The 22048-nt window shown below is 56.9% G+C and carries 24 protein-coding genes; 12 read left to right on the forward strand and 12 right to left on the reverse strand.

Annotated elements, in window-relative coordinates:
* Nucleotides 1-13 precede the first annotated feature (13 nt).
* Nucleotides 14-871: a PA4780 family RIO1-like protein kinase gene (locus tag ACNSOI_RS07770; RefSeq protein WP_420195506.1), complete on the reverse strand. Its 858-nt coding sequence runs from the start codon at nt 869-871 to the stop codon at nt 14-16.
* A gap of 97 nt (nt 872-968) precedes the next feature.
* Here ACNSOI_RS07770 and ACNSOI_RS07775 point away from each other — a divergent pair, with 97 nt between their 5' ends.
* The 3 genes from ACNSOI_RS07775 to ACNSOI_RS07785 are packed head-to-tail and all read left to right on the forward strand — an operon-like array spanning nt 969 to nt 3074.
* Nucleotides 969-2477 carry an intermembrane phospholipid transport protein YdbH family protein gene (locus tag ACNSOI_RS07775; protein ID WP_420195507.1) on the forward strand — a complete coding sequence of 503 codons (1509 nt, stop codon included), beginning with the start codon at nt 969-971 and terminating at the stop codon, nt 2475-2477.
* A 32-nt stretch (nt 2478-2509) separates the two neighbouring features.
* Complete coding sequence (locus ACNSOI_RS07780; RefSeq protein ID WP_058092783.1) at nt 2510-2689, forward strand: YnbE family lipoprotein; 180 nt, start codon at nt 2510-2512, stop codon at nt 2687-2689.
* A gap of 40 nt (nt 2690-2729) precedes the next feature.
* Entirely contained in the window at nt 2730-3074 is a 345-nt protein-coding gene (locus tag ACNSOI_RS07785; RefSeq protein WP_420195508.1) for a YdbL family protein, read from the forward strand.
* A 3-nt stretch (nt 3075-3077) separates the two neighbouring features.
* On the opposite strand, the gene ACNSOI_RS07790 is transcribed toward ACNSOI_RS07785, so the two are convergent.
* Both ACNSOI_RS07790 and ACNSOI_RS07795 read right to left on the reverse strand, forming a co-directional pair.
* Nucleotides 3078-3521, reverse strand: coding sequence for a gamma-glutamylcyclotransferase family protein (locus tag ACNSOI_RS07790; protein ID WP_420195509.1), 444 nt, complete (start codon nt 3519-3521; stop codon nt 3078-3080).
* Nucleotides 3522-3527: 6 nt separating this feature from the next.
* Nucleotides 3528-3977, reverse strand: coding sequence for an acyl-CoA thioesterase (locus ACNSOI_RS07795; protein WP_342632255.1), 450 nt, complete (start codon nt 3975-3977; stop codon nt 3528-3530).
* Between the two features lie 173 nt (nt 3978-4150).
* On the opposite strand from ACNSOI_RS07795, the gene ACNSOI_RS07800 reads away from it, so the two are divergent.
* On the forward strand, nt 4151-5074 hold the full coding sequence (locus ACNSOI_RS07800; RefSeq protein WP_420195510.1) for a hypothetical protein: 924 nt from the start codon (nt 4151-4153) through the stop codon (nt 5072-5074).
* Nucleotides 5075-5119: 45 nt separating this feature from the next.
* Here the strand turns inward: ACNSOI_RS07800 and ACNSOI_RS07805 are convergent, their stop codons facing one another.
* Together ACNSOI_RS07805 and ACNSOI_RS07810 are read right to left on the reverse strand one after the other, a co-directional pair.
* Complete coding sequence (locus tag ACNSOI_RS07805; protein ID WP_420195709.1) at nt 5120-6157, reverse strand: NAD(P)H-dependent flavin oxidoreductase; 1038 nt, start codon at nt 6155-6157, stop codon at nt 5120-5122.
* Nucleotides 6145-6672 carry an HPP family protein gene (locus tag ACNSOI_RS07810; RefSeq protein ID WP_420195511.1) on the reverse strand — a complete coding sequence of 176 codons (528 nt, stop codon included), beginning with the start codon at nt 6670-6672 and terminating at the stop codon, nt 6145-6147. Before ACNSOI_RS07810 ends, ACNSOI_RS07805 begins: the two co-directional genes overlap by 13 nt.
* 394 nt (nt 6673-7066) lie before the next feature.
* Between ACNSOI_RS07810 and ACNSOI_RS07815 the strand changes: the two genes are divergently transcribed.
* Nucleotides 7067-10198 carry a DUF3427 domain-containing protein gene (locus tag ACNSOI_RS07815; protein WP_420195512.1) on the forward strand — a complete coding sequence of 1044 codons (3132 nt, stop codon included), beginning with the start codon at nt 7067-7069 and terminating at the stop codon, nt 10196-10198.
* Nucleotides 10132-10791, forward strand: a complete 660-nt coding sequence (locus tag ACNSOI_RS07820) for a class I SAM-dependent methyltransferase (protein ID WP_342632260.1) — start codon at nt 10132-10134, stop codon at nt 10789-10791. The genes ACNSOI_RS07815 and ACNSOI_RS07820 overlap by 67 nt, the downstream gene beginning before the upstream one ends.
* An 8-nt stretch (nt 10792-10799) precedes the next feature.
* On the opposite strand, the gene ACNSOI_RS07825 is transcribed toward ACNSOI_RS07820, so the two are convergent.
* Nucleotides 10800-11318 (reverse strand): HNH endonuclease domain-containing protein, encoded by a 519-nt coding sequence (locus tag ACNSOI_RS07825; protein WP_420195710.1) that lies wholly within the window; start codon nt 11316-11318, stop codon nt 10800-10802.
* On the opposite strand from ACNSOI_RS07825, the gene ACNSOI_RS07830 reads away from it, so the two are divergent.
* From ACNSOI_RS07830 to ACNSOI_RS07840, 3 genes are all read left to right on the forward strand, one after another.
* Nucleotides 11318-12532, forward strand: a complete 1215-nt coding sequence (locus ACNSOI_RS07830; protein ID WP_420195711.1) for an IS256 family transposase — start codon at nt 11318-11320, stop codon at nt 12530-12532. The genes ACNSOI_RS07825 and ACNSOI_RS07830 overlap by 1 nt on opposite strands.
* Nucleotides 12533-12909: 377 nt before the next feature.
* Entirely contained in the window at nt 12910-13068 is a 159-nt protein-coding gene (locus tag ACNSOI_RS07835; protein WP_420195513.1) for a hypothetical protein, read from the forward strand.
* 26 nt (nt 13069-13094) lie between these two features.
* A complete protein-coding gene (locus ACNSOI_RS07840; protein WP_342632263.1) occupies nt 13095-13220 on the forward strand; it encodes a hypothetical protein in 126 nt (41 codons plus the stop codon).
* A gap of 14 nt (nt 13221-13234) precedes the next feature.
* Here the strand turns inward: ACNSOI_RS07840 and ACNSOI_RS07845 are convergent, their stop codons facing one another.
* Together ACNSOI_RS07845 and ACNSOI_RS07850 are read right to left on the reverse strand one after the other, a co-directional pair.
* Complete coding sequence (locus ACNSOI_RS07845) at nt 13235-13975, reverse strand: hypothetical protein (protein WP_420195514.1); 741 nt, start codon at nt 13973-13975, stop codon at nt 13235-13237.
* Between the two features lie 77 nt (nt 13976-14052).
* Nucleotides 14053-14493, reverse strand: a complete 441-nt coding sequence (locus tag ACNSOI_RS07850) for a methylglyoxal synthase (protein ID WP_342632265.1) — start codon at nt 14491-14493, stop codon at nt 14053-14055.
* 212 nt (nt 14494-14705) lie between these two features.
* On the opposite strand from ACNSOI_RS07850, the gene ACNSOI_RS07855 reads away from it, so the two are divergent.
* Complete coding sequence (locus ACNSOI_RS07855; RefSeq protein ID WP_420195515.1) at nt 14706-15482, forward strand: SDR family oxidoreductase; 777 nt, start codon at nt 14706-14708, stop codon at nt 15480-15482.
* Between the two features lie 62 nt (nt 15483-15544).
* Here the strand turns inward: ACNSOI_RS07855 and secD are convergent, their stop codons facing one another.
* The 3 genes from secD to ACNSOI_RS07870 all read right to left on the reverse strand — a co-directional run bounded on the left by secD (nt 15545) and on the right by ACNSOI_RS07870 (nt 19298).
* A complete protein-coding gene (gene secD, locus ACNSOI_RS07860; protein ID WP_420195516.1) occupies nt 15545-17851 on the reverse strand; it encodes a protein translocase subunit SecD in 2307 nt (768 codons plus the stop codon).
* Between the two features lie 74 nt (nt 17852-17925).
* On the reverse strand, nt 17926-18303 hold the full coding sequence (locus tag ACNSOI_RS07865) for a hypothetical protein (protein ID WP_420195517.1): 378 nt from the start codon (nt 18301-18303) through the stop codon (nt 17926-17928).
* Between the two features lie 116 nt (nt 18304-18419).
* Nucleotides 18420-19298, reverse strand: a complete 879-nt coding sequence (locus ACNSOI_RS07870; RefSeq protein ID WP_420195518.1) for a fatty acid desaturase family protein — start codon at nt 19296-19298, stop codon at nt 18420-18422.
* A gap of 147 nt (nt 19299-19445) precedes the next feature.
* On the opposite strand from ACNSOI_RS07870, the gene ACNSOI_RS07875 reads away from it, so the two are divergent.
* On the forward strand, nt 19446-20471 hold the full coding sequence (locus tag ACNSOI_RS07875) for an AraC family transcriptional regulator (protein WP_420195519.1): 1026 nt from the start codon (nt 19446-19448) through the stop codon (nt 20469-20471).
* 68 nt (nt 20472-20539) lie between these two features.
* On the opposite strand, the gene ACNSOI_RS07880 is transcribed toward ACNSOI_RS07875, so the two are convergent.
* On the reverse strand, nt 20540-21712 hold the full coding sequence (locus ACNSOI_RS07880; protein ID WP_420195520.1) for a trans-sulfuration enzyme family protein: 1173 nt from the start codon (nt 21710-21712) through the stop codon (nt 20540-20542).
* 132 nt (nt 21713-21844) lie between these two features.
* Between ACNSOI_RS07880 and ACNSOI_RS07885 the strand changes: the two genes are divergently transcribed.
* Nucleotides 21845-22015 carry a hypothetical protein gene (locus tag ACNSOI_RS07885; RefSeq protein WP_420195521.1) on the forward strand — a complete coding sequence of 57 codons (171 nt, stop codon included), beginning with the start codon at nt 21845-21847 and terminating at the stop codon, nt 22013-22015.
* Nucleotides 22016-22048: the final 33 nt, after the last annotated feature.

Consider the following 22048-nt stretch of genomic DNA (forward strand, 5'->3'; position numbering starts at 1 on the left):
CCCGGTGGCAACGTCAGTCATCGTCTTCGGCATCCCGCAGGCGTTCCTGGCGCTCCCATTCTTCTTCCTTGGCGGCTTCAATCACATCGAGCAGCTCATCCACGTTCGCGCTTTCTGTGTCGTGCTCAAAGCAGCCAGTCAGCTGACTGTCGGGGTGCAGGTCGCCGGCTTCATAAAGCGCCCAGATCTCCTTGCCATAATCGGTAGTCAGCAGTTCCGGGGCAAAGCGGCCGAAATAGCGGCGCATGTTGTCCACATCCCTCTCGAGCATGCGCTCCGCGCTGTTATTGCCAGCTGCATTGACCGCCTGGGGCAGGTCGATAATGACCGGACCGGTGGCATCAACCAGAACATTGAATTCGGACAGGTCGCCGTGAATCAGGCCGGCACTGAGCATGCGCACGACGTCGGCAATCACCTTGCCGTGGTAACTGCGGGCCTGTTCGGGGGTGAGGGTAACGTCGTCCAGCCGGGGCGCGGCCTTGCCTTCACCGTCGGCAATCATTTCCATCAGCAGCACGCCATCAACAAAGCCGAAAGGTTCTGGCACGCGAACGCCGGCTTCCGCCAGGCGGTAAAGGGCATCCACTTCGGCGTTCAGCCAGGCGTCTTCCTGCTCTTTCTGGCCATAGCGCGTTTTCTTGCTCATGGCCCGTGCGCGACGGCTGTTCCGTACCTTACGGCCTTCCTGATACTGAACGGCCTGTTTGAAACTGCGCTTCTGGGCCTCTTTGTATACCTTGGCGCAACGCACCTGGTCGCCGCAGCGCACCACAAACACCTGGGCTTCCTTGCCGCTCATCAATTGGTACAACACCTCATCCACCATGCCTTCATCAACGAGGGGTTGTAATCGTTTTGGTATCTTCATATAAGTTTCTGTGCCCGGTTCAGCTTGCTGGCTCTGTATAGTCATGGCCAGCGTTTATCGGCACATACTACCTGATTGTGAGCAAAGGAGTGTTGTATTGATCCCGCGCGGACGATTTCCATGGCGATCGCTGATCATCCTGTTGGCCTGCTTGCTGTGGGTGCCGTCAGCTTTCGCGTTGGACTGGTCGTTCTTGCTGCAGCAGGGGCGAATGGGCATTGCCCTGCCGGATATCGAGGCTGCGGATTGGCGCGTGACCGGCATCCGGGCTGAGGTGGTTAACTCGGTTGAGGCAGACAACAAGGCGGTTATCGTCCGTTTCAAACCCGGCTCCCGACTGACGGCCGCCACCCTTGCACAGAACGCCGGAGATTCCCCGGTTGTGTTAAACAACGTGCGGCTGGATCTGACCGATGTAACCCTCACCATCAACCTGGGCGGCGCTGGCGGCTTCGCGGACCGTACTAAGGTGGCTGGCCAGCTCTCTATTGATGTTGGCGATTTACGGCACCCCAGCCTGAACCCCCAGGGGTGGCGCTTTGAAGGGCGAGTGAGTGGTGCTGTCTCGGATATCCGTCTTGAGGGCCTGCTGCGATCAGATTCCGGCCTGCAGGCGGAGGTAGTGTTCAGAAATCGGGCCGATCAGTTCATGGCTGGCCAGGTAGACTTGGCCATGGCCGCTGGCCAGGCCGGCACGACACTCGCTGACACACTCGCCCAGTGGCCCTCATTGCTTACGTTAAACCATGGTCGGCTTGAGGCGGCCGCCAGCTTTCGGCTGGAACCTGACGCCCCCCTCGCACTGGATGCCCGGCTGAATCTGGCGGGCGTGAGCGGGGTCTTCGATCGAACGGCGTTTTCCGATATGAGTGGCCGCTTGTTGTTCAGCCTTGAAGACGAATCACTGGCTGCCCGCCTGCGCGACATCACCATAGGCCAGATCAACTCCGGCATTGGCATAGGGCCGGTGCGGTTGCTGGCGGATTATCGGGCGCCGGCCGCCGAGCCGCTCACAGGCCAGTTAGAAATTCAGCAGGCCACAGCCGAATTTCTCAATGGCCGCCTGAGAGTTGCACCGCAAACCCTCGACCTGGCCAATCATCCCGTTAACGTCCCGTTAGACGTCTACGAGTTATCGCTTGAACGGCTGTTGGAAGTCTACCCGGCCGAAGGGTTTGAAGGCTCCGGCAGGCTTAATGGCCGTATACCGCTGATGATCTCCGGCACATCGGTAGAGGTTGAACAAGGCACCATGGCAGCTATCGTTCCGGGCGGCCGCCTTCGACTGCCGGGCGAGCGATTGCAGGCCATGCTGGGCGGTAGCCAGGCCTTGGACCTGGTGGTGCAAGCTTTGCAAAACTTTCACTATTCGGTGCTGGATAGCACGATAGACTACGATAAGAATGGAAAGTTGATGTTAGGCCTGCGGCTGGAAGGGCAAAGCCCGGGCGTTCGCGGCGGCCAGCCGGTGGTGCTGAACATCAATCTTGAAGAAGACATTCCTGCGCTGTTAACCAGCTTACAGCTGAGCGGCAGGGTGAACGAAGCCGTTACCGAACGCGTTCGGGAGCGGCTGCAACAGTCCGGGCAGGAGGCAAAACCATGATCAATGTGTGGCGGTCACGCAGGCCGCTGGCCATGAGAGTTCTGATGATATCGGTCCTGCCATTGGCGTTCATCGCCTGCACGCCAACCGTACAGATGGCGGCACCGAAAGAGCCGATTACCGTGAACCTGAACGTTAAAATCCAGCACGAAATCTACGTAAAAGTGGACAGGGAAGTGGATGAACTGTTCAGCGATAAAGGCCTGTTCTGAACAACAGCGGCCTGACCAAGGGCAGATCAAGGGGTTGAAGATGAAACGACTGATGCAACTGGGCGCCTTCCTTCTGGCCATCGGCCTGGCACTGCCGGCGCTCGCCATGGGCCTGGAAGAGGCCAAGCAGAAACTGGAAACCGTCAAACAGCAGGGCCTGGTGGGTGAAACCCCGACGGGCTACCTGGAAGTGGTGCGTGCAGAGGGCGATGCGCCTGCGGTGGTACAAGCTATTAACCATGCCCGCCGGGATGAGTATGCCCGTATTGCCGAGCGGCACGACATACCGGTTACGCAGGTGGAAACGGTGGCTGGCAAGAAAGCTATTGAGAAAACTCCGGCAGGGCAGTTCGTTCAGATCAATGGCCAGTGGGTGAAGAAATAGCGCTTACTCCATCTCAAGGATCAGTGGCTCCATCAGCCTGTACACCCAGGCTGATCGGCCATCCTGCAGTGTTAACTCCACTCTTTCGTAGCGCACGCCCAGCCGTTCGTACCTGTCCAGTGCCCTGAGCTCGCCGGCGCTCACTTCAATCACTTCACCCTGTGTCACGGCTTCGGGGTCTGGCTTCAAGTCGAGTTTTTCTTTTCGGAATCCGGGCAGTCCGGCGGGCTCACTGCTTCCCGCGCGCCCCATCACCAGCCAGCGCACCCAGGGACGGGTGAGGGTGCCGTAAACAAACACCGAATAGGTTTCGTCCTCGTCTATGGCCGGCAATTCCCCGGTTGGGTTGTAGCCAAAACTGCTGACAAAGGTCAGCCAGAGATAGGCTATGCCCACCATCAGCAGTGCCATAATCAGCGCCAGTGTGCGTTTGATCGATTTCCTCATAGATGACTACGCAGTCTCTCCGGCATGGCTGATCAGTACCCCGGGCGCACCGGTTTCCAGCTTGTCTCTCAGGCTGTCTGGAATGACGGCCTTGGCCATCTTTGAAGGCTGGATAACCACGTAGGTGATGTCTGCATCGGCGATAAATTGCCCGTCACCGTGCCGGAAGAATTCCAGGTGCAGAGTGAAAGACGTATTCCCCAGCCGCCCGGCCCTGATGCGGGCTTCCAGCACATCGTCAAACTTCGCTGGTGCTTTCCAGTTAACGGTCATGCTGACTACCTGGATGTCCAGGTCCTGATCAAGCAGGTGCTGGTAATCACCAAACAGTGTGCGGATATACTCATTCACAGCAATATCCACGAAATCCGCATAGCGGGCATTGAACACCACCCCCTGGGCATCACATTCGCCGTAGCGAACCCGAAAGCGGAAACGGAAAGACTGTTCAGGCATGAAGACTCCTAATTTTATACCGATTGGCCAGGTCAGCTTTCCATACTTGACGATGTGACCCATTATTGTAAAGCGGTCTCCGAACTGTGCTTGAATATAGAAGCAAGTAGTGGGCTAAGGAATTAGCCCGACGAGACACAAAGTGTTGGTGTGATTGTACAAAGGGAATAATTATGATTGCTGTAAGGAAGGGTGTGCGTGGCTTGGCAGTGTTATCCAGCGTTACCTTGTTGGCGGCCTGTGGCGGCGGAGGTGGTGGTGGTGGCGGTTCTGGCGGACCAAACTTGACTCTGGATAGCGATAATCTGGCGGAGCAAACGGTGGAGGTTGGTCCTGAGTCGGATGTTAGCGGTATCCTGGGCTTACAAGATGATATTAATACGGGGCAGGCTCTGATCCTTGAGGTGATGGAAAGCCTTGACGCTCAACATACTGGCTCATCAGACACGATCAGCTGTGAGCAAGGTGGCACTGCCACTGTGACGGATGAGAGTGCTGATGGCAGGATTGATGAGAAATGGTTACTACAGGACTGTGTCATCAACACTCAAGTGCTCGGCAGCGTTAGCCTCAGTGGCGACTATCGATTCGTTGCCAGTTTTAGCGGTGACGAGGCGTCCGATTTTGTTTTGGAGGGCTCTGAGACCTATGGCATCGAAGGTTTGCGGTTGTCGAATTCTGAACAGATCAAAATAAGGGGGCGGGCTGACGCCGATTACTCAATAGCCGGAAGTTTCGCCAGTTTCATTGATACCGTCAGCGTGTTTGAGTTCAAAGTTGGTGATCGATACGCGGCCATAACCGACGCGGAAACTCGACTGGAGGATAACGACGGTACCATAGATTTCACAACCAAAGGTAAGCTGATCGGCTCTGCCATTGGTGGCTATATCCAGCTATCGACTCCACAAGTTGTGAAAATTAACAACGGCGCAGCGTGCCCAGCCTCCGGCATTCTCCGGATAGCCAGCAATGGTGTGGCGGAGATTCTTTTTGGCACGAGCACTGAAGGAGCTGGAGACGCAGTGCAAATCAGAGTCGACGGCCAGATCGTAGACAGCTCTGACGACTGCAGTGCCATCGGCTTTATTCCATAAACCCGATCTCCTCGGGGTGAAGGCTATGTCTTCACCCCTTGGTTATCAAAAATCCCCGGCCAAACGCCTGACCAATTCCGCCGCCGGAACCTCCAGGCAACCGGACGCATTCTGCCCACACCATAACGGCGAGAAATCGCCCGAGCCATTTGCCTCTGCCGCCGTGCGCAGGGGGGCAATGGCATTGGTAGCCAGTGGAAAGGCTGGCGCTACATCAGAAACCGGCCCCAGCTCTCGCATCACCCGGTTCATAATGCCTCTTGCCGGGCCCCCGGAGAACAGATTAGTGATGGCCGTATGCCGGGCCGCCTCACTTTTCAGCGCCTCCCGATGAACCGCCCGGGTTGTCGCCTCCGGACACAGCATAAACGCCGTCCCCACCTGGGCCGCCGCAGCGCCAAGTGCCAGTGCCGCCTTTACGCCCCTGGCATCGGCAATGCCGCCAGCTGCAATAACCGGAACACTCACCGCAGCAACCACCTGGGGTAAAAGGACAAACGTCCCCATCTGCGTGCTCATGTCCTGTGTCAGGAAAATACCCCGGTGGCCACCGGCCTCAAGCCCCTGGGCAATAATGCCGTCGGCACCGTTGCCATCCAGCCAAAGGGCTTCTTCTACCGTGGTCGCGGATGACAGCACTGTAGCTCCAGCGGCTTTGACCCGTTGCAGCAACTCGGGCGCCGGTAGGCCAAAATGAAAGCTCACAACCGCTGGCCGGAATTCATCCACAATGTCAGCCATCTCGGCGTTGAAGGGTTGCCGCCCGGGGCCATTGGCAATCACGCCTTCGTCCAGCCCGAATTCCCGATAATAGGGCGCCAGCGCCGTCCGCCAGGCCTGTTCCGCGGAGTGGTCGGGCTCTGGCGGGGTGTGGGCAAAGAAATTCAGATTGAACGGCCGATCAGTGCTGGCTTTCAGGGTTTCAAGCTCTGCCCTGAGTGCCGCCGCCGATAACATGGCACAAGGCAGCGACCCCAACCCGCCGGCATTGGAAACCGCCGCCACCAGCCGGCTGTCTTGCACGCCTGCCATGGGCGCCTGAATGATGGGTAAGTTCGTTCCCAGAAAGTTCAGCATGTTGATTTCCTATCCTGCATGACGGGCCCTGTTGTGGCTGCGGACCACAGCGGGTAGGGGATGCCGGCGAGGCGATTCATAACAAAAGCATGCGCCAGCAGCAAAGCGACGCCGGCCATCAGTATAGGTAATTGAGCCGGGTCTGGCATCAGCCCCAGAGACACGATCAGCGCCGTAGCACCTGCGGGTGGGTGCGCTACCTTGAACACCACCATCAGGCAACTTGCCAGCCCAAGCGACACAGCGGCTGCCCCCACCCGAGGCAAGTCGACACCCGTCATAAAAGCGGAGGACTGATCCTGCAAACCGAAAAGGTACAGGCTGAAAAGCCCAGTGAGAGCGCCAATCAGATGTCCGCACAGGGTATTTCTTGGAGAAGCGGGTTGGGCCATGGGTACATAAAACAGGATAAAGGCAGTCGCCCCGAGCGAAGGAAAGATAAACGCTTCCTGGGTGACAAGCGCAACAAAAGACACCAGCGCGATACTGAAACCAGCGTTCACCAGGTTGAAAACAGCCATAACCGTGGTGCGACTGTACCGGCTAGCCAGCCGTTCCAGATGCAGTGCGTTAAGCAATCCTTTCGCTAACTGCCAGCGCAGCTGCTCGTTCCGGCGTCCCATGATCTTCTTTTGCCCTGATTTGGTGCATTGGTTAAAGGGGCGCGATGGTAAACACTGATGAATATCAAGGCAAACAGGGATTTTCGATATGGGTTAAGGGTATTGTGGATAATGTAGGGGCTGAACCTTAAAGTGAAAGGCCAACGTTGGCTGCTCTGCCAAGCCTATGGAATTTCTTGGAAGTCTGAGCCTTGAAGGCTAAGGTTCAGTGATGAGTTCGTTAGCAAGCAATCATGACGGTCAGCGATTTCAGAGTATCGCCTATGGTCGTCGTCAGCACGGAACGTAATGGATGCAGCAAACCGGAATCTACGAGCAGCTAATCACCAAGCTCATCGAGAGTCGACTGGATAGAGACAAGTTCTATGTCGGCGAGCGCCAGCTCAACAGCGCCGAAGCCTCCGTGTGGCTTTCACGGTTCCTGTCCAATATCCTGGAATTCGCCATTGAGGCCGTGCCGTCGGGCGACGACCGCCTTCAGGAGCAGATTGAACTCTCCAATCAGTTGCTGATGTGGCTCAAGGGCAAGATTTCGGATGAGGGCTTTCTGGAAGAGAACCTTCTGGATAGCCAAGGAAAGATCCTGACGGCACTGTACGAACTGGAAAACCCGGTTGCAGCCAACCTCAAACAATACGTGGAAGACATTTTTCCTCTCACCGGCCTTACCCAAAGTGAGCTGTTTTCCGGCAGCAACGCTGGCCTTTCACTGGAATCCGAACTTAAGCGCGAGATTCTTTCCGCCGACAAGATTTATTGGCTGGTGTCGTTCATCAAGTGGGCCGGCATTCGTATTTTCCGGAAAGAGTTGGAGGAGTATACGGCCAGCGGTCGTGAGCTGAAAATCATCACCACCTCTTACATGGGCGCAACCGATGCCAAGGCCGTTGAGTACTTGGCCAGCCTGCCGAACACCGAAGTGAAGCTGAGTTACAACACCGAACGCGAGAGGCTGCACGCAAAAAGCTATTTGTTCCTCAGAAACTCCGGGTTTCACACGGGCTATATCGGGTCGTCAAACCTGTCCCGTTCAGCTCTGACCAATGGGCTTGAGTGGAACCTGAAGATCACGTCGAAGGAAATCCCGCACATTATTAACAAGTCCCTCAGTACCTTTGAAACCTATTGGGCATCTGAGGAGTTTGAGCTGTTTGATGGGCAGGCTGAAAGTACTGAAAAGCTCCATCGCGCATTAAAACAACAAAAAGGACTGGACGCGCCTGGAATCTCTCACTTTTTCGAAATCACACCATTTGCGCACCAGAAAGATATTTTGGAACAGTTGGCGGTTGAGAGGGATGTGCACCAGCGCTTCCGAAACCTCGTGGTGGCGGCCACAGGCACTGGTAAGACTCTGATCTCGGCTTTTGACTTTCAGCGGTTCCTGAAATCCAAACCAAACGCTCATTTTTTGTTCGTGGCGCATCGGGAAGAAATTCTGCGGCAGGCTCGCGAAGCCTATCGTGGCGTGCTGCGAAATAATGGCTTCGGCGAACTTTGGGTGGGCGGCCAGTTGCCTGAGCACTATCGACAGTTATTCGTATCGATCCAGACCCTGAACAACCAGCTGGATCAGCTGAAACTGACCGAAGACTATTACGACTACATCGTTATCGACGAAGTGCACCACATCGCCGCATCCAGTTATCGTGCGGTACTGGAGCACTTCTCGCCGGAGATACTGCTAGGGCTCACTGCGACACCAGAGCGGCATGACAATGAGGATATCCTCAGCGACTTCGGCGGTGTGATTGCCGCCGAACTCCGCTTGCCGGAAGCTATTAACCGCCGGCACCTTTGCCCCTTTCAATACTTTGGGATAGATGATGACACTGACCTGCGCACCATTCCTTGGAGTCGTGGGCGTTACGACATTACTCAGCTGACGAACTTGTATACGCACAACCAGAATCGTGTAAAAAAGATTGTGCGAAGCTTGCGGGAAATCATCACTGAATTAGAAAGTATGAAGGCTTTGGCTTTTTGTGTGGGTCATGACCACGCAAACTTCATGGCGCAACAGTTCCTGCTGCACGGTATCAAAGCGGATGTGCTCACCAGCGACAACAGCCACGAGCGCCAACAAAAACAGCAAGCCATTCGCTCAGGGCAAATTAATGTGCTGTGCGTGGTCGATATCTTCAACGAAGGCGTCGATATTCCCGAAGTGGATACTTTGTTGTTCCTGCGCCCAACCGAAAGCCTGACCATCTTCTTGCAGCAACTCGGCCGAGGGCTGCGGCTGGCGGACGACAAAGAGTGCTGCACAGTCTTGGATTTTGTGGGTAACTCCCGGCCTGAATATGATTTTGCCAATAAATTCCGGGCACTGGTGGGTAAGTCCGAAAGCTCAATCACGGAGGAGCTCAAGCAAGGTTTCCCCCATGCGCCGCTAGGTTGTCGAATTGAGCTCACCAAGAAAACCCAAGAGATGGTGCTGAATAACATCCGCCAGGCCACTCTGACGATGAAACGGCTTGTATCGCTGATTCGCCAGTTTCCCCAGCATTCCAACCAACCTCTGACTTTGAAGAATTTCATAACGCATCATCCCCACATTGATCTTAACGAGCTTTATCGGCGGGGGAGTTGGGCAGAGCTGGTATCCAAAGCCAGAGATGAGAATGTTCCTGATGATTCGCCATTCAAGCTGGCGAAAAAGGCGATCTACAACCGGATTCTGATCTGCGACGATCACCAGTACCTGCTGCTCCTCAGGAAACTATGCCAGTCAGGATTTCATTGGGGCGACACGAATAATCGCCAAGCGTTAATGTGCCATTACGATTTCTGGCAAAAAGCCGGGCCAGAGTTGGAGTTTTCATCGCTCCCCCAAAGCCTGGCAGAGCTCAGCAGGTTGGGGCTGGAGCAGGAACTGCTGGATGTATTGGGCTGGAAGTTGGCGAAAACCAAGCATGAACAACCCATCATGCCGGAATTGCCGCAAGTGCCCTTGCGCCTCCATGCCCGCTATTCTCGGGAGCAAATACTGGCAGGTTTTGGAGCGGCGACGTTTGAGGCTATGCCACGATCGATGGAGGGGGTTTTTGTAATTCAAGAGCAGAGAATCATGCTTTTGTTTGTCACCTTAGACAAAAACGAAAAGCAGTTTTCTCCTACCACCATGTACCACGACTACGCCATCAACGAGCAGTTGTTCCACTGGCAGTCGCAGAACAGCTCAAGGCCAGAGCATGGTAGAGGGAAAGACTATATTCAGCACCGTAACACCAACATACGGCTTTTTCTGTTTGTGAGAGAGCAAACGAAAGACGAATATGGTCGCACGATGGGGTACGTGAACTACGGGGAGGTCGATTACGTGTCTCACACTGGTTCGCAGCCCATGAGCATCACTTGGAAACTCCGGACGCCCATGCCGAACTTTATGTGGCAGCAGGCGGCGAAGCTGGCGGTGGCATGAGTTACGGACCCTACAACAAAAACGCTCAAAAATTCTTCACCCAATACCAGTCCCTGACCTTCGAACAGGTCCACAGCGACTGGCTCCCCCAGTTGGACAAGAAAACCGGCCTGGCTCTGGATGTCGGCGCCGGAAGCGGTCGGGATGCACTGGCCTTGGCAGAGCGTGGCTGGGATGTAGTCGCAGTGGAGCCTGCGGCTGAGTTGCGTCGCCTGGGTGAGGCGGCAACGGCCCATTGCAGTATTCAGTGGGTGGATGATTCCCTGCCGGATCTGAGCGAGATCCGTAAGCTCAGTTACCGGTTTGATCTGGTGCTGGTGTCTGCGGTGTGGATGCACCTGGCGCCCACTTCCCGGGAGCGGGCGTTCCGTATTTTGACTGAACTGCTGGCGCCGTCTGGCATGTTGGTGATCACTCTGCGACACGGGCCAGGAGATGGTGAGCGATCATTCCATGAGGTTAGTAAGACGGAGCTGGATGGCCTCGCACGCGATAGCGTTGTCATGCCAGTTACCTTGCAGTTAACGTCCTCAGTTGACCAGCTGCAGCGCCCCGATGTCTGGTGGGAAACGGTGCTCTATCGCATGCCTTAGATAACAGGTCATTGATATCCTAGGTTCTTGGCCAGAGACATCAGCGGTTTCATCTTACCTTCTAACGAGGCTGCAACCAGATCTGGGTTCAATATCTCATCTGCACTTAGGGATAGCCCCTCAAGGTAAGGTTGGACGATTCGCGGCCAACTTTTTTTGTTCTTAGAGTGGTGTATGTCGATAGCGATTAGATGCTGATCAATAAACGGTTTGAGTGTTTTTTCGCTCGGGATTGCCCGCCCCTTTTTTATGTTTGCTATCGGGTCTGATGGAATGAGATTCCAGAGTTCATCGTGACATATGAACGACCAGGGGATGAAGTGGTCGAGCGCAAACTCTCCTGCTGTTAGTGGTTGATTGGTGTAGATGCAGTGAAGATCGACATTTTCGGAAACAAGCTTCCAATAGTCTGTCTGCTTTTTTAGCGGGGATCTGTTTGTCGGTGGCTGTAGAGGCTGTAAACCAAATTGTGTAACTGCCCACGACTGAGTAATCTTTTCAAAAGGATACCATCGTGGGTACGCAATTGGACCAAGAAAAACTCAAAGCCATGGCCGCCGAGCTGGCCAAGGACATCAAGTCTGAAAAAGATCTCGGAGCCCTCACACAGCAGCTGGTCAAGCTCACCGTCGAGACCGCTCTCAACGCCGAACTGGATGAGCATCTTGGATACGAGAAGCACGCTCTTGAGGGTCGTGGCACTGGCAACAGTCGTAACGGCTATTCTGCCAAGCGCCTGAAGGGCCAACACGGCGAAGTACCGATACAGGCTCCCCGTGACCGGGACGGGTCCTTCGAACCTCAGTTCGTCCGTAAAGGCCAGTCCCGCCTGACCCAGATGGATGACCAGATCCTGGCGCTAGACGCCAAGGGCCTGAGCACCCGGGACATCGTGGATGCCTTCAAGGAGATGTACGACGCGGACATCTCGGCCACTCTGGTCTCCAAAGTGACAGAACGAGTGATCGAGCAGGTTCATGAGTGGCAGAACCGCCCGCTGGATCCGATCTACCCCATCGTCTATCTGGACTGCATCGTTCTGAAAATCCGCCAGGACAAGCGAGTCATCAACAAGTCTCTGTACCTGGCTCTGGGCATCAACATGGAAGGACAGAAGGAGCTGCTGGGCCTCTGGCTGGCCGAAACCGAAGGCGCGAAGTTCTGGCTGTCGGTACTGACAGAACTGAAGAACCGTGGCCTGGAAGACATCCTGATCGCTTGTGTGGATGGCCTCAAAGGGTTCCCGGATGCCATTGCTGCTGAGTACCCGCAGACTAAGGTGCAGCTGTGTATCGTGCACATGGTTCGCAACTCGCTGCGCTACGTCTCCTGGAAGGACTACAAGGCCGTGACGGCCGATCTGAAGCAGATCTACCAGTCTGCTACCGAGCACGAAGCACGGCAGGCGCTAGAGGCCTTTGGAGAGCGCTGGGACAGCCACTACCCACAGATCTCTCGTTCCTGGCACAGCCACTGGGACAATTTGATTACCATCTTCGAGTACCCGCCGGCGATCCGGAAGGTGATCTACACCACCAATGCCATTGAATCGCTGAACAGCGTGATTCGCAAAGCCACCAAGCGCCGGAAACTGTTCCCCAGCGATGACTCGGCACTGAAGGTGGCCTTCTTGGCGATCCAGCAGGCATCGAAGAAATGGACCATGCCGATCCGGGATTGGAAGCCGGCATTGAATCGCTTTATTATCGAATTCGGTGACCGCCTGGACGGACACCTGTAATGGGTTGGGCAGTTACACAGATTTATTTACAGGCTCTCGCTTGGAGAAATCCGGATCCGGACTGAGCTTGAGTGCCTTCTGACGCTTGACCGGTCGGGGTCCATCGGATCAATTGAATGGCACTGATAGTTGCCGATTTCTACCGGACATGCAAGGAACGAAGGAGTTTCAGTTTTCCTCTCGACTTTACCTGGATGTACCCAGTTTTGATGGACTTTCCGAGTAGCAGCTCCCTTGCGCGTTGAATGAACAAAGCGGTCGCCACCTTGCTTTCCCTGAAAACGAATACACAATGTAAATATCTTTCAACCATGAGCTTCATCCTCACCAGGAGTATCCGCAGTGACTGATAGTCCCCAAAAGGTGAAACCAAAAAAGTGAAGCCCAACAAGAAAGATAGCCAGTTGCTGATTCGAATCAGCAGCGCCGAGCGCGAGCAGTTCATTGAATTGTGTGAACAGCTGGATGCCAGCGCCGCTCGCGAAATCAGGCAGTTCATTCGTGGCTTTATCAAGAAACACAAGCCCGGGAACTAGCCGATACCACGCCCAGGAGGCAGATCATGTCCAAAAAAACCAAGAAAACCGTGAAGAACCTCAAGAAGAAAATCAACGCCCGCAAGGCCAAGGTTGCCAAGCACGAGGCCAAGATCAAGTCGCTCAAGAAGAAGCTGAAAAAGGCGGCCTGATTCGTTGTAACGAATCACCATTCACCGTCTTTCTGTTCGCTCAAAGTCAGCTTCCTTAGTCTGGCTTTGAGGCCTTCCTTATCCATTTCCGCAAGTTCATCAGCCAACTTTTCAGCAAGCGATGCGTGCTTGCGGTTCAAGTAGTGGTGCAGCGTAAAACGGGTGACCGGTTCCGGAAGTATCGAGAACTGGCTCCAGTCTCCGGTGGCCAGGGGAGAAAGTCCTTCAATGTCTGACACCAGGGCCAGGTCCACCCGGCCCCATTCAAGAAGGGTGCGAATCTGCTCGTAGCTTTCAGTGTGTACCGGTTCCATCCCGAGCGCTTCGGCGGTTTTCTCTGCAATGATGACGCCCCGGCGCACAGCTACTTTCAGAGGTTTGTCGCTGGGTTCCGGCAGTTTCTGGGCGTGCGGGTTTCTGATAACCGCGTATAGCCCGCCCTCCAGCAGTGGGTAGTCTACTTTGAGCAGGTTCGGGTAGTCAGAGGCCACCGCCTCTATCCGGAACAGGTCGCCGTCCAGCTGACCGGTGTCTGCCATCAACAGCGCTCTTCGTGATGGCGACACCAGCGTTTTCATGCTCAGGCCGAGGCGGGCATAGGCAGCTTCCAGCAATCGCACCGCCATGGTGGTGCTGGGAATGTCGTCGATAACCGCAATGTGTATCGTGCTGCTTTGGTTGTCGGCATGGGCATTGGTCAGTGGCAGGCAGCTAATTGCCAGCGCCAGGCTTATAAACAAGAACTTGAAATACACCGGTAACTCCCCTCTGATCCCTTGAAGGGCTTACCTGAATACTAGTTCCTGTTAATGAAAATGCATGTGATTTTCTGTTAATGAACGTCACGGCCGGTGTAATCGGAAAAATCCGGTTTTTGTGACCGGTGATTGTCGTCGGTCATGTAGGCGGAGGTCAGCACGAACTCTGCGGTGGCGCGGTTGCAGGCAACCGGGATGTTCCAAAGGGCGGCGATGCGCAGCAGGGCTTTGATGTCTGGGTCGTGGGGTTGGGGTTCCAGTGGGTCCCAGAAGAACACCAGCAAGTCGATTTCGCCTTCGGCGATCTTGGCACCAATCTGCTGGTCGCCCCCCAGAGGGCCGCTCAACAGGCTATGCAGATCGTCACGTTGCAGGCTTTCCCTTAACAGCCGGCCGGTGGTGCCGGTGGCATAAAGGCGCAGCGGCGCCAGGCGGGTACGATTCTCGTTCGCCCATTCAACCAGTTCCTTCTTCTTGTTGTCGTGTGCCACCAGGGCGACGGATGTTACGGCCATTGTGATGGTTTGCTCCTTTGCTGTGCCATGAAAGTGGCCAAGTGTTTCACAATCGGCAAGCATGGGGAATAGTACAAACGGGGCGGGCAACACAGTCTGCAGGGCTGGTCAATAGCCACGCCGTCGGTGGCCATATGGGCGCCCGGGGCATGGGGTGCGATTTCCGGGGGCGATATGCTTGAAGGTATAACAAGACAACCCGGAGAAACCTCATGGTGCAGCAGGTCTATATCACCGGCGGTGCAAGCGGCATCGGCCTTCATTTAGCGCGAACGTACCTGGGTTCGGGGTCGGCGGTTACGTTGTTTGATGTTCAGCCAACGGCGCAGGCGGTAGCGGAGCTGTCGGCTATTGCCGGGCCAGAGCGGGTGCGCGCCTATGCTATGGATGTAACAAAGCCGGGTGAGGTTAGAAACGCCTTCGCCCAAGCCGCTGAAGGCGGGCAACCCGATGTGGTGATTCATTGCGCGGGCATTGCCATTGCTGCGGATTTTGAGGCTATCGATGACGACGCCTATGCCCGGGTGATCAACATCAACCTGATTGGCTCTCGTAATGTGGTGGCTGGCGTGCTGCCTCATATGGCCGCCGGTTCGCACCTGGTTCTCGTGGCTTCCATGGCGGGGTTGGTGGGCTGCTACGGCTATGCGGCTTACTGTGCTTCCAAGTACGGTGTGGTTGGCTTGGCGGAGGTGTTGCGCATCGAGCTGGCAACCAAGGGTGTTGACGTGTCGGTGGTGTGCCCACCAGAGGTGGAGACCCCGATGGTAGAGGCCGAGCGCCTCAATCGCCCAAAGCAGACGGAAGCCCTGAAGCTGATGGCCGGCACCTTGCAACTCGACGATGCCGTGGCGCAAATCCGCAAAGGCATCGACCGCCGCCGCTTTATGATCATCCCCGGCTGGCGCGCCCGCAGCCTGTGGTTCACCAACAAACTCCTGCCCGGGTTCCTTACCCGAAAATTCGCCGACTTCCTGGTCAGCCGCTGAAATTGGGGTCAGACCCCAAGACATTTCGTCGGGTGAAATGTCCGGGGGTCTGACCCCGAAGGTTATGGGATCAGTTCCAGTTCTTTGCGCATTTCCTCGGCGGTGGGTCGCAGTTGGGCCAGGCCTTTTCGGGTTCGGCGTTCGCTCAGGTTGTAGAGGATGGGCGAGGCGATGAACACGGAGGAGCTGGTGCCGATGACGATGCCGAACAGCATGGGCAGGGCGAAGCTGGATACCGCAGCACCGCCGGCGATGCCCATGGGCAACAGTGCCAGGAAGGTGGTCACGGAAGTGAACACGGTTCGGGTAAGGGTGGAGGAAATGCTGCGGTTGAGCAATTCCAGCATGGGCATGTCGGGCGTTTGCCGCAGGTTTTCCCGGATGCGGTCGAACACCACCACTTTGTCGTTCACGGAATAACCGATCAGTGCCAGCAAGGCGGCCACGGCGGTCAGGTTGAATTCCACCCCGGCCAGAGCGAAGAAGCCGATGGTTTTGGTGAGGTCCAGGGCGATGGTGATGGTGGCGGCCAGGGCGAAGTGGGATTCAAAGCGAATCCACAGGTAGGCCAGCATACCGGCGCCTGCCAGCAGGATGGCCAGGATGGTGGCGTCACTGAAGCCACCGCTGACTTTCGGGCCGACCACATCCACTTTCGGGAAGCTGGCATCCGGTTGCAGGCTGGTGACGGCGGATTTCAGGGCGTCTACCGGGTGTGCCGCGCCTGTGTTGGAGCTGGCATCCGCTGGGAGCCGAATCAGGAAGTCACCATCCTGGCCGAACTCCTGGATAGACGCAGCGCCCAGTTGCTGGCTTTGCAGCGTTGTTCGCAATTCATCCACGGAGACCGAGGGCGCGCGCACTTCCACCAGCGTGCCGCCGGTGAAATCCACACCGTAGTCAAGGCCTGGTTGGATAAACAGGGCGATGGAGGCAATCGACAGAGCGCCAGACAGCACCAGGCCAATCATACGGCCCTTCATGAAGTTGATGCCCCTTTCGCTCATTCGGTCCAGCCAGGCAAACCCTGCGATGGTGAGCGGCTCCCGCTCCCGGCCCTTGATCCACCATTCCATGACCAGGCGGTTGAAGGCGACGGCGGTGAACAGGGAGGTGAGCAAACCGATGCCGATGGTTACCGCGAACCCTTTTACCGGGCCGCTGCCGAACATAAACAGCAGGCTGACGGCAATCAGCGTGGTGATGTTGGAATCCAGAATGGTGCTGTAGGCGCGCCCGAAACCTTCCCGGAGTGCCATCCAGGCGACCTTGCCTTTGCGGGATTCCTCCCGGATGCGTTCGTTGATCAGGATGTTGGCATCGACCGCCATGCCAATGGTGAGGATGATGCCGGCAATGCCCGGCAATGTCAGTGTGGCCCCGAGTATGCTGAGCAAACCCAGAACCAGGCCGATGTTCACCGCTAATCCGGCACAGGCGATCAAACCCCAGCGGCCGTAGATGCCAAGCATGAAGGCTATCACTAAGGCTGCTCCGAGCAGGCCGGTACTCACGCCCATGGCGATGGCGTCGCTGCCCAGGTCGGGCCCTACCGTGCGTTCCTCGATGACGTGCAGGGGCGCAGGCAGGGCGCCGGCTCTCAGTAACAGGGCCAGGTTGCTTGCTTCCGCTGTGGTGAAGGAGCCACTGATTTCGCCGCTGCCGCCGGCGATCACGCTGCGAATGACCGGCGCGGTGATCACATGATTGTCCAGCACAATGGCCAGTGGCCGGCCGATGTTCTGGCGGGTCATGTCGCCGAACAGGCGGGTGCCCTCGGAGTCCAGCTTGAAGTTGACCACCGGTTCGGTGGTGTCCTGGTTGAAGGCCATCTGGGCATCGCTGATGTGTTCGCCCTGCATGGCTACTCGTTTCTCCAGCACGTATTCCTGTTCGCCAGTGGCGTCGGTTAGCCGAAGAATGGCAGAGCGCCGGCTTTCATCCGGCTTGGCAACCCAGTGGAAGGTCATTTGGGCGGTGGTGCCTAAGAGTTCGCGGATATGAGCCGGGTCGGCCACGCCGGGCATCTGCACCAGGATATGGTTCTTGCCCTGGCGGGTGATACTGGGCTCTACCAGGCCAGTTTCGTTAAGGCGCCGGCGTACCACTTCCAGGCTGCGTTCTACGGCATCTTTGAGGAGCAGGTCTTCCGGTTGGCCCGGGTTGTTGGCAAGCAGTTCGGTGGCGTCAACCTCGAGCAGCAAGTGTGAGCCGCCCTGCAAGTCGAGGCCCAGGGCAAGGGTGTTTTCCAAATACCAGTCCGGGAACTTGTCGGCCAGGGTGGCCGGCAACAGATTCGGCATTGCGCTCAGTAGCCCGAGCACAATCACCAGGCCATACACCATGGCCCGTGAACGTAATGATTTCATCGGTAATCCTTGATAAACAGGGTCGCGGTCAGACGGGCGTTACGGCCGGTCTGTGTGATGTTCTGTGCAGGGGATTACGCGATGGGCGGTGCCCGCAGGGGCGGCGTGGTGAAATCGGTGACGGAGGCGGCGCGCTCGGTGCGGTAGTCGGCTGCCGGTACCGGAGAGCGGGATTGCGACCAGAGCACAGCGCCAAGAAGCTGGGCTAGGTGCTCCGGGGTATCGATGAGTGGCTCATCTTCCGTTGAGCCGGTTTCTGCCACCGCCAACGCCGGGTTGTGGCTGGCAACCACCAGATGGTCCAGGTGATTGACCACCACCTTGCCCGCCGGGCTCGGCTGGGCGTGCGCTTGGGTGATCGAACACAGAAAAACCAGAGCAAACACAGCCACAGCAAAACCGGACACCATCTGGCGCCAGGGCGGCAACTGCATTGCGAGGGTTCTGTTCATGGAAATGTTCCCGGAAGATTCCTCGATCATTGGGGCAAGGCCTCCGGGATTCAAGTTGGGGTCAGACCCCAAGACATTTCGCCCCTTCAAATGTCCTGGGGTCAGACCCCAAATTATTACTGCGGGCGGCGGTTGAAGATGCCGATGATCGGGGTGCCATGGGCCCGCAGGACCGGCTCGATCTCGCGGTGCAGGGCGTGGTACCGGTAGAAGGGCACTCTCGGAAACAGGTGGTGAATTGAGTGCAGATTCTGCCCGAGCCAGAACCACTCCAGCGGTTTCATGTAAGCGGGCATGATCAGGCTGTTGGTGTTGCGGTAGCGTTTGGGCTCTTTGTAGGGCAAGTGCGGCCGGTAGGCAAACCAGTAGGCGGTGAAAGCGCCGCCAATCAAATATCCGAGCAAGATAACCACCAATGCGCCGCTCTGGCTCACCAGCGACAGAAACACAATTCGCCAACCGATGGATACAGACAGCTCTGCACAGTAGATGACTTTTTCCCTTCGGGATGCGCTGCCCCAATGTTGGCGGGCGAAGAAGGTGTTCTGTACCCAGAGGAACCTGAGCACGGTCAGCAGGGCGCTGAAAGGCCCCTTACCCATGCCGCTGATGAGGAAGTCCGGGTCTTTATCCGGCTGGTTGGTGTAGCGGTGATGGGTGAAATGCTCCAGCCGGTGTGACTGATAGGGCACGGCAATCAAGGGAGCAACCAGATAACCGCACAGATGGTTGAGCCAGGTTAGCTGGTCGTGTTCACCGTGGATATTGTTGTGAACGGCCTCGTGCAGCGGGGTGTAGGAGAAATACGTCAGCGCTCCGATCAGCAGCGTGGCAGCCCAGACAGGCAGAGCCCCGGCCACGAAAAATGCCAGGGTGAGCACGAAAGAAACGACGGTGGCAAAGGTCAGTGCCACGGTGGGCCAGGCTACCTTGCCCATGTGTTGTTTTGCGGCGGCGATGGCCTGCTTGTTGAGGGTGGTGAGGTCTTCGGTCATCGGGTGCTCCGGGTTGTTCTGACAATGCCTACAATAGACTTGGCGCGCCAGTGCAGACAGGGCAGCTATGGCCAATCAACAGGCATAAACGGCCTTGGCACCTTGTGCGCTTGTCCGGCTTGCGGGGGCGGGGCATACTCCCGAGCTATGTCAAATTCCGATACCCTTTTGCACCCAGTTACCATCAGCCAGGTCATGATCAACTTTGCCGTCAGGCAAGGAGTGGATCGCCAGACCTGCTTGCTGGGTACCGGTATTGCTGAAGAAGACCTGCAGGTTGCGGATGGCCTGATTACCCGCGCCCAGGAAATGCGGCTGATCGAGAACCTGATTCTGGCTCTGCCAGACATGCCCGCCCTCGGGTTCCGGATTGGCCTGCAGTATAACGTGTCGACCTTCGGTATCTGGGGCTTCGCCTTGCGCACCAGCCGTACCTTGCGGGATGCCACTGCATTAGCCTTGCGGTACCTGCCACTCAGCACCGCCTACTGCCAGATGTACACATTCGTGGAGGGTGATGACTTCGGCGTTGCGTTTGATGCTGACGATGTTCCCCGGCACTTACGTCAGTTTTTGCTGGAACGAGATCTGGCCACGGGGCTGAATCTGTTCAAAGAGCTGAGCCTGGCTGGGTTTGATGTGCAGGCAATCGAGCTAAAAGGCGAGCCACTGGCCTATGCCTCCTGCCTTGAGGAGCTGAGCGGCGTGAGGTTGGCGTTTCACAAGCCGCGCAATACCCTGGTTATCCGGCGGGCCGATGCCGACCGGCCACTACCCACCTTCGACCCGCACCTGGTGCAAGTGCTTGATCATCAATGTCGTCAGCAACTTGAGCGGCGACAAACAGGCGGCTTTGCCGGGCAGGTGCGACAGCAGCTACTCGGGCCGCTGGGTTTGGTGGCATCGCTGGATGAGGTGGCAGGCACTTTGGCCATGTCACCGCGCAGTCTCCGGCGCAAGCTGGACCAGGAAGGCACCAGTTTCCGCAAACTGTTGGAAGAAGAACGCCGCCAACTGGCCTTGCAGCTGCTGAAGAACAGCGCCATGAAGCTGGACGAACTCGCCATTCACCTAGGCTATACCGACACCGCCAGTTTCACCCGAGCCTTCCGCCGCTGGATGCATTGCTCCCCCGGCGAGTACCGCAAAACTTCGTCACCAACGCAGGACTAAATCAATCTTTGGGGTCAGACCCCAAGACATTTCACCCCTTCAAATGTTCTGGGGTCTGACCCCAAAGTTTACTTCAGGGCCTGGTTGAGGTCGGCGATCAGGTCCTGGGGGTCTTCCAGGCCTACGGACAGGCGTAGCATGCCGTCGCCGATTCCGCGTTTCAGGCGTTCTTCACGGCTCAGGCTGTGGTGGCTGGTGGCGCTGGGTTGGCTGACCAGGCTTTCTACGCCGCCAAGACTGGTGGCCAGGAGGAAGATTTTCAGGGAATCCGCCACACGTTCGGCTGCTTGCTGGCCGCCTTCCACTTCAATGCTGAGCATGCCGCCGAAGCCGGTCATTTGTTGTTTGGCCAGTTCGTGGCCTTCGAAGGAGGGCAGGCCGGGGTAGTGGACTTTGGTGATTTTCGGGTGCTGTTCCATGGCCCGGGCCACCGCCATGGCATTTTCGTTGTGCTGGCGGATTCGTACCGGCAAGGTTCGCAAGCTGCGGGAGAGCAGGGCGGCGGTTTCCGGGGCGATCAGCTGGCCGAGGTTCTTGCGCCAGGCGGCGACCGGTTTAGCCAATTCGGCTGAGGTCATCAGAGCCCCGGCGGTTATGTCGCTGTGGCCGCCCAGATATTTGCTGGCGCTGTGCAGTACCAGATCCGCCCCCAGTGTAAGCGGTTGCTGATTAATGGGGCTGGCGAAGGTGTTGTCCACCGCCACCAGGGCTCCGTGTTGGTGGGCGGTTTCGGCGATGGCGCGAATATCCAGGAGCGCCAGGTTCGGGTTGGCGGGTGTCTCGAAGTACACCAGTTTCCCAGGCACATCCAGCCGGCTTTCCAGCTGTGCCAGCTCTTCCCGGAACAGGAATTGCACATCAATACCCAGCGCCATGCAGTGGTTTTTCAGCAGCTCCTGGGTGCCACCATACAGATCACCCACGCAGACAATGCCGTTGCGGCCATGGGTGAGCAGTGTGGCGGAGATGGCCGCCATGCCGGAGGCGAACGCCAGCGCCGCTTCCGCCTGCTCCAACCCGGCCAGCCCCTGTTCCAGCTCATTGATGCTGGGATTGGTGCCCCAGCGGGTATAAAGATTACCCTCGGTGCGCTTCTCAATCACATCCAGCAAGGCTGCCGTGTTCTCGAACCGGTAAGTGGTGGTGTTGTATACCGGTGAATAAGGGCTGCCGAACGCATCCTCGTGGCGGCGGTTGTGAATGATGCGGGTGGCGGGGCCTTGGTTATCTGGCTTGGTCATGGGCGTTCCTGTCTAATTTGGGGTCAGACCCCTTATCCAATCTACTGGAAAGCCATACTATCAAAGTTCTCAGTACTCAGAAGGATCAAACCTTGGCCATCAAAGTGACTCAGTTCAGCCACGGTGCGGGATGTGGCTGTAAGATTGCTCCGGACGTACTCGATAACCAAGCCTCTGGGCGTGGGGATTCTCACCAGCGCCTCCAAGAAGGGCAAGGTGACGCCAGAGGACCTGGCGGTTGCCGTAGAGAACATGGCCACTCTGAACAAGGTGGGCGAAGCCCTGGTGCTTACCGAAGACTGAATCAGCTGGGGTCAGACCCCAGCACATTTGATG

This window comes from Marinobacter sp. GH_1 (assembly GCF_048595985.1).
GTDB classification, from domain to species: Bacteria; Pseudomonadota; Gammaproteobacteria; order Pseudomonadales; family Oleiphilaceae; genus Marinobacter; species Marinobacter shengliensis.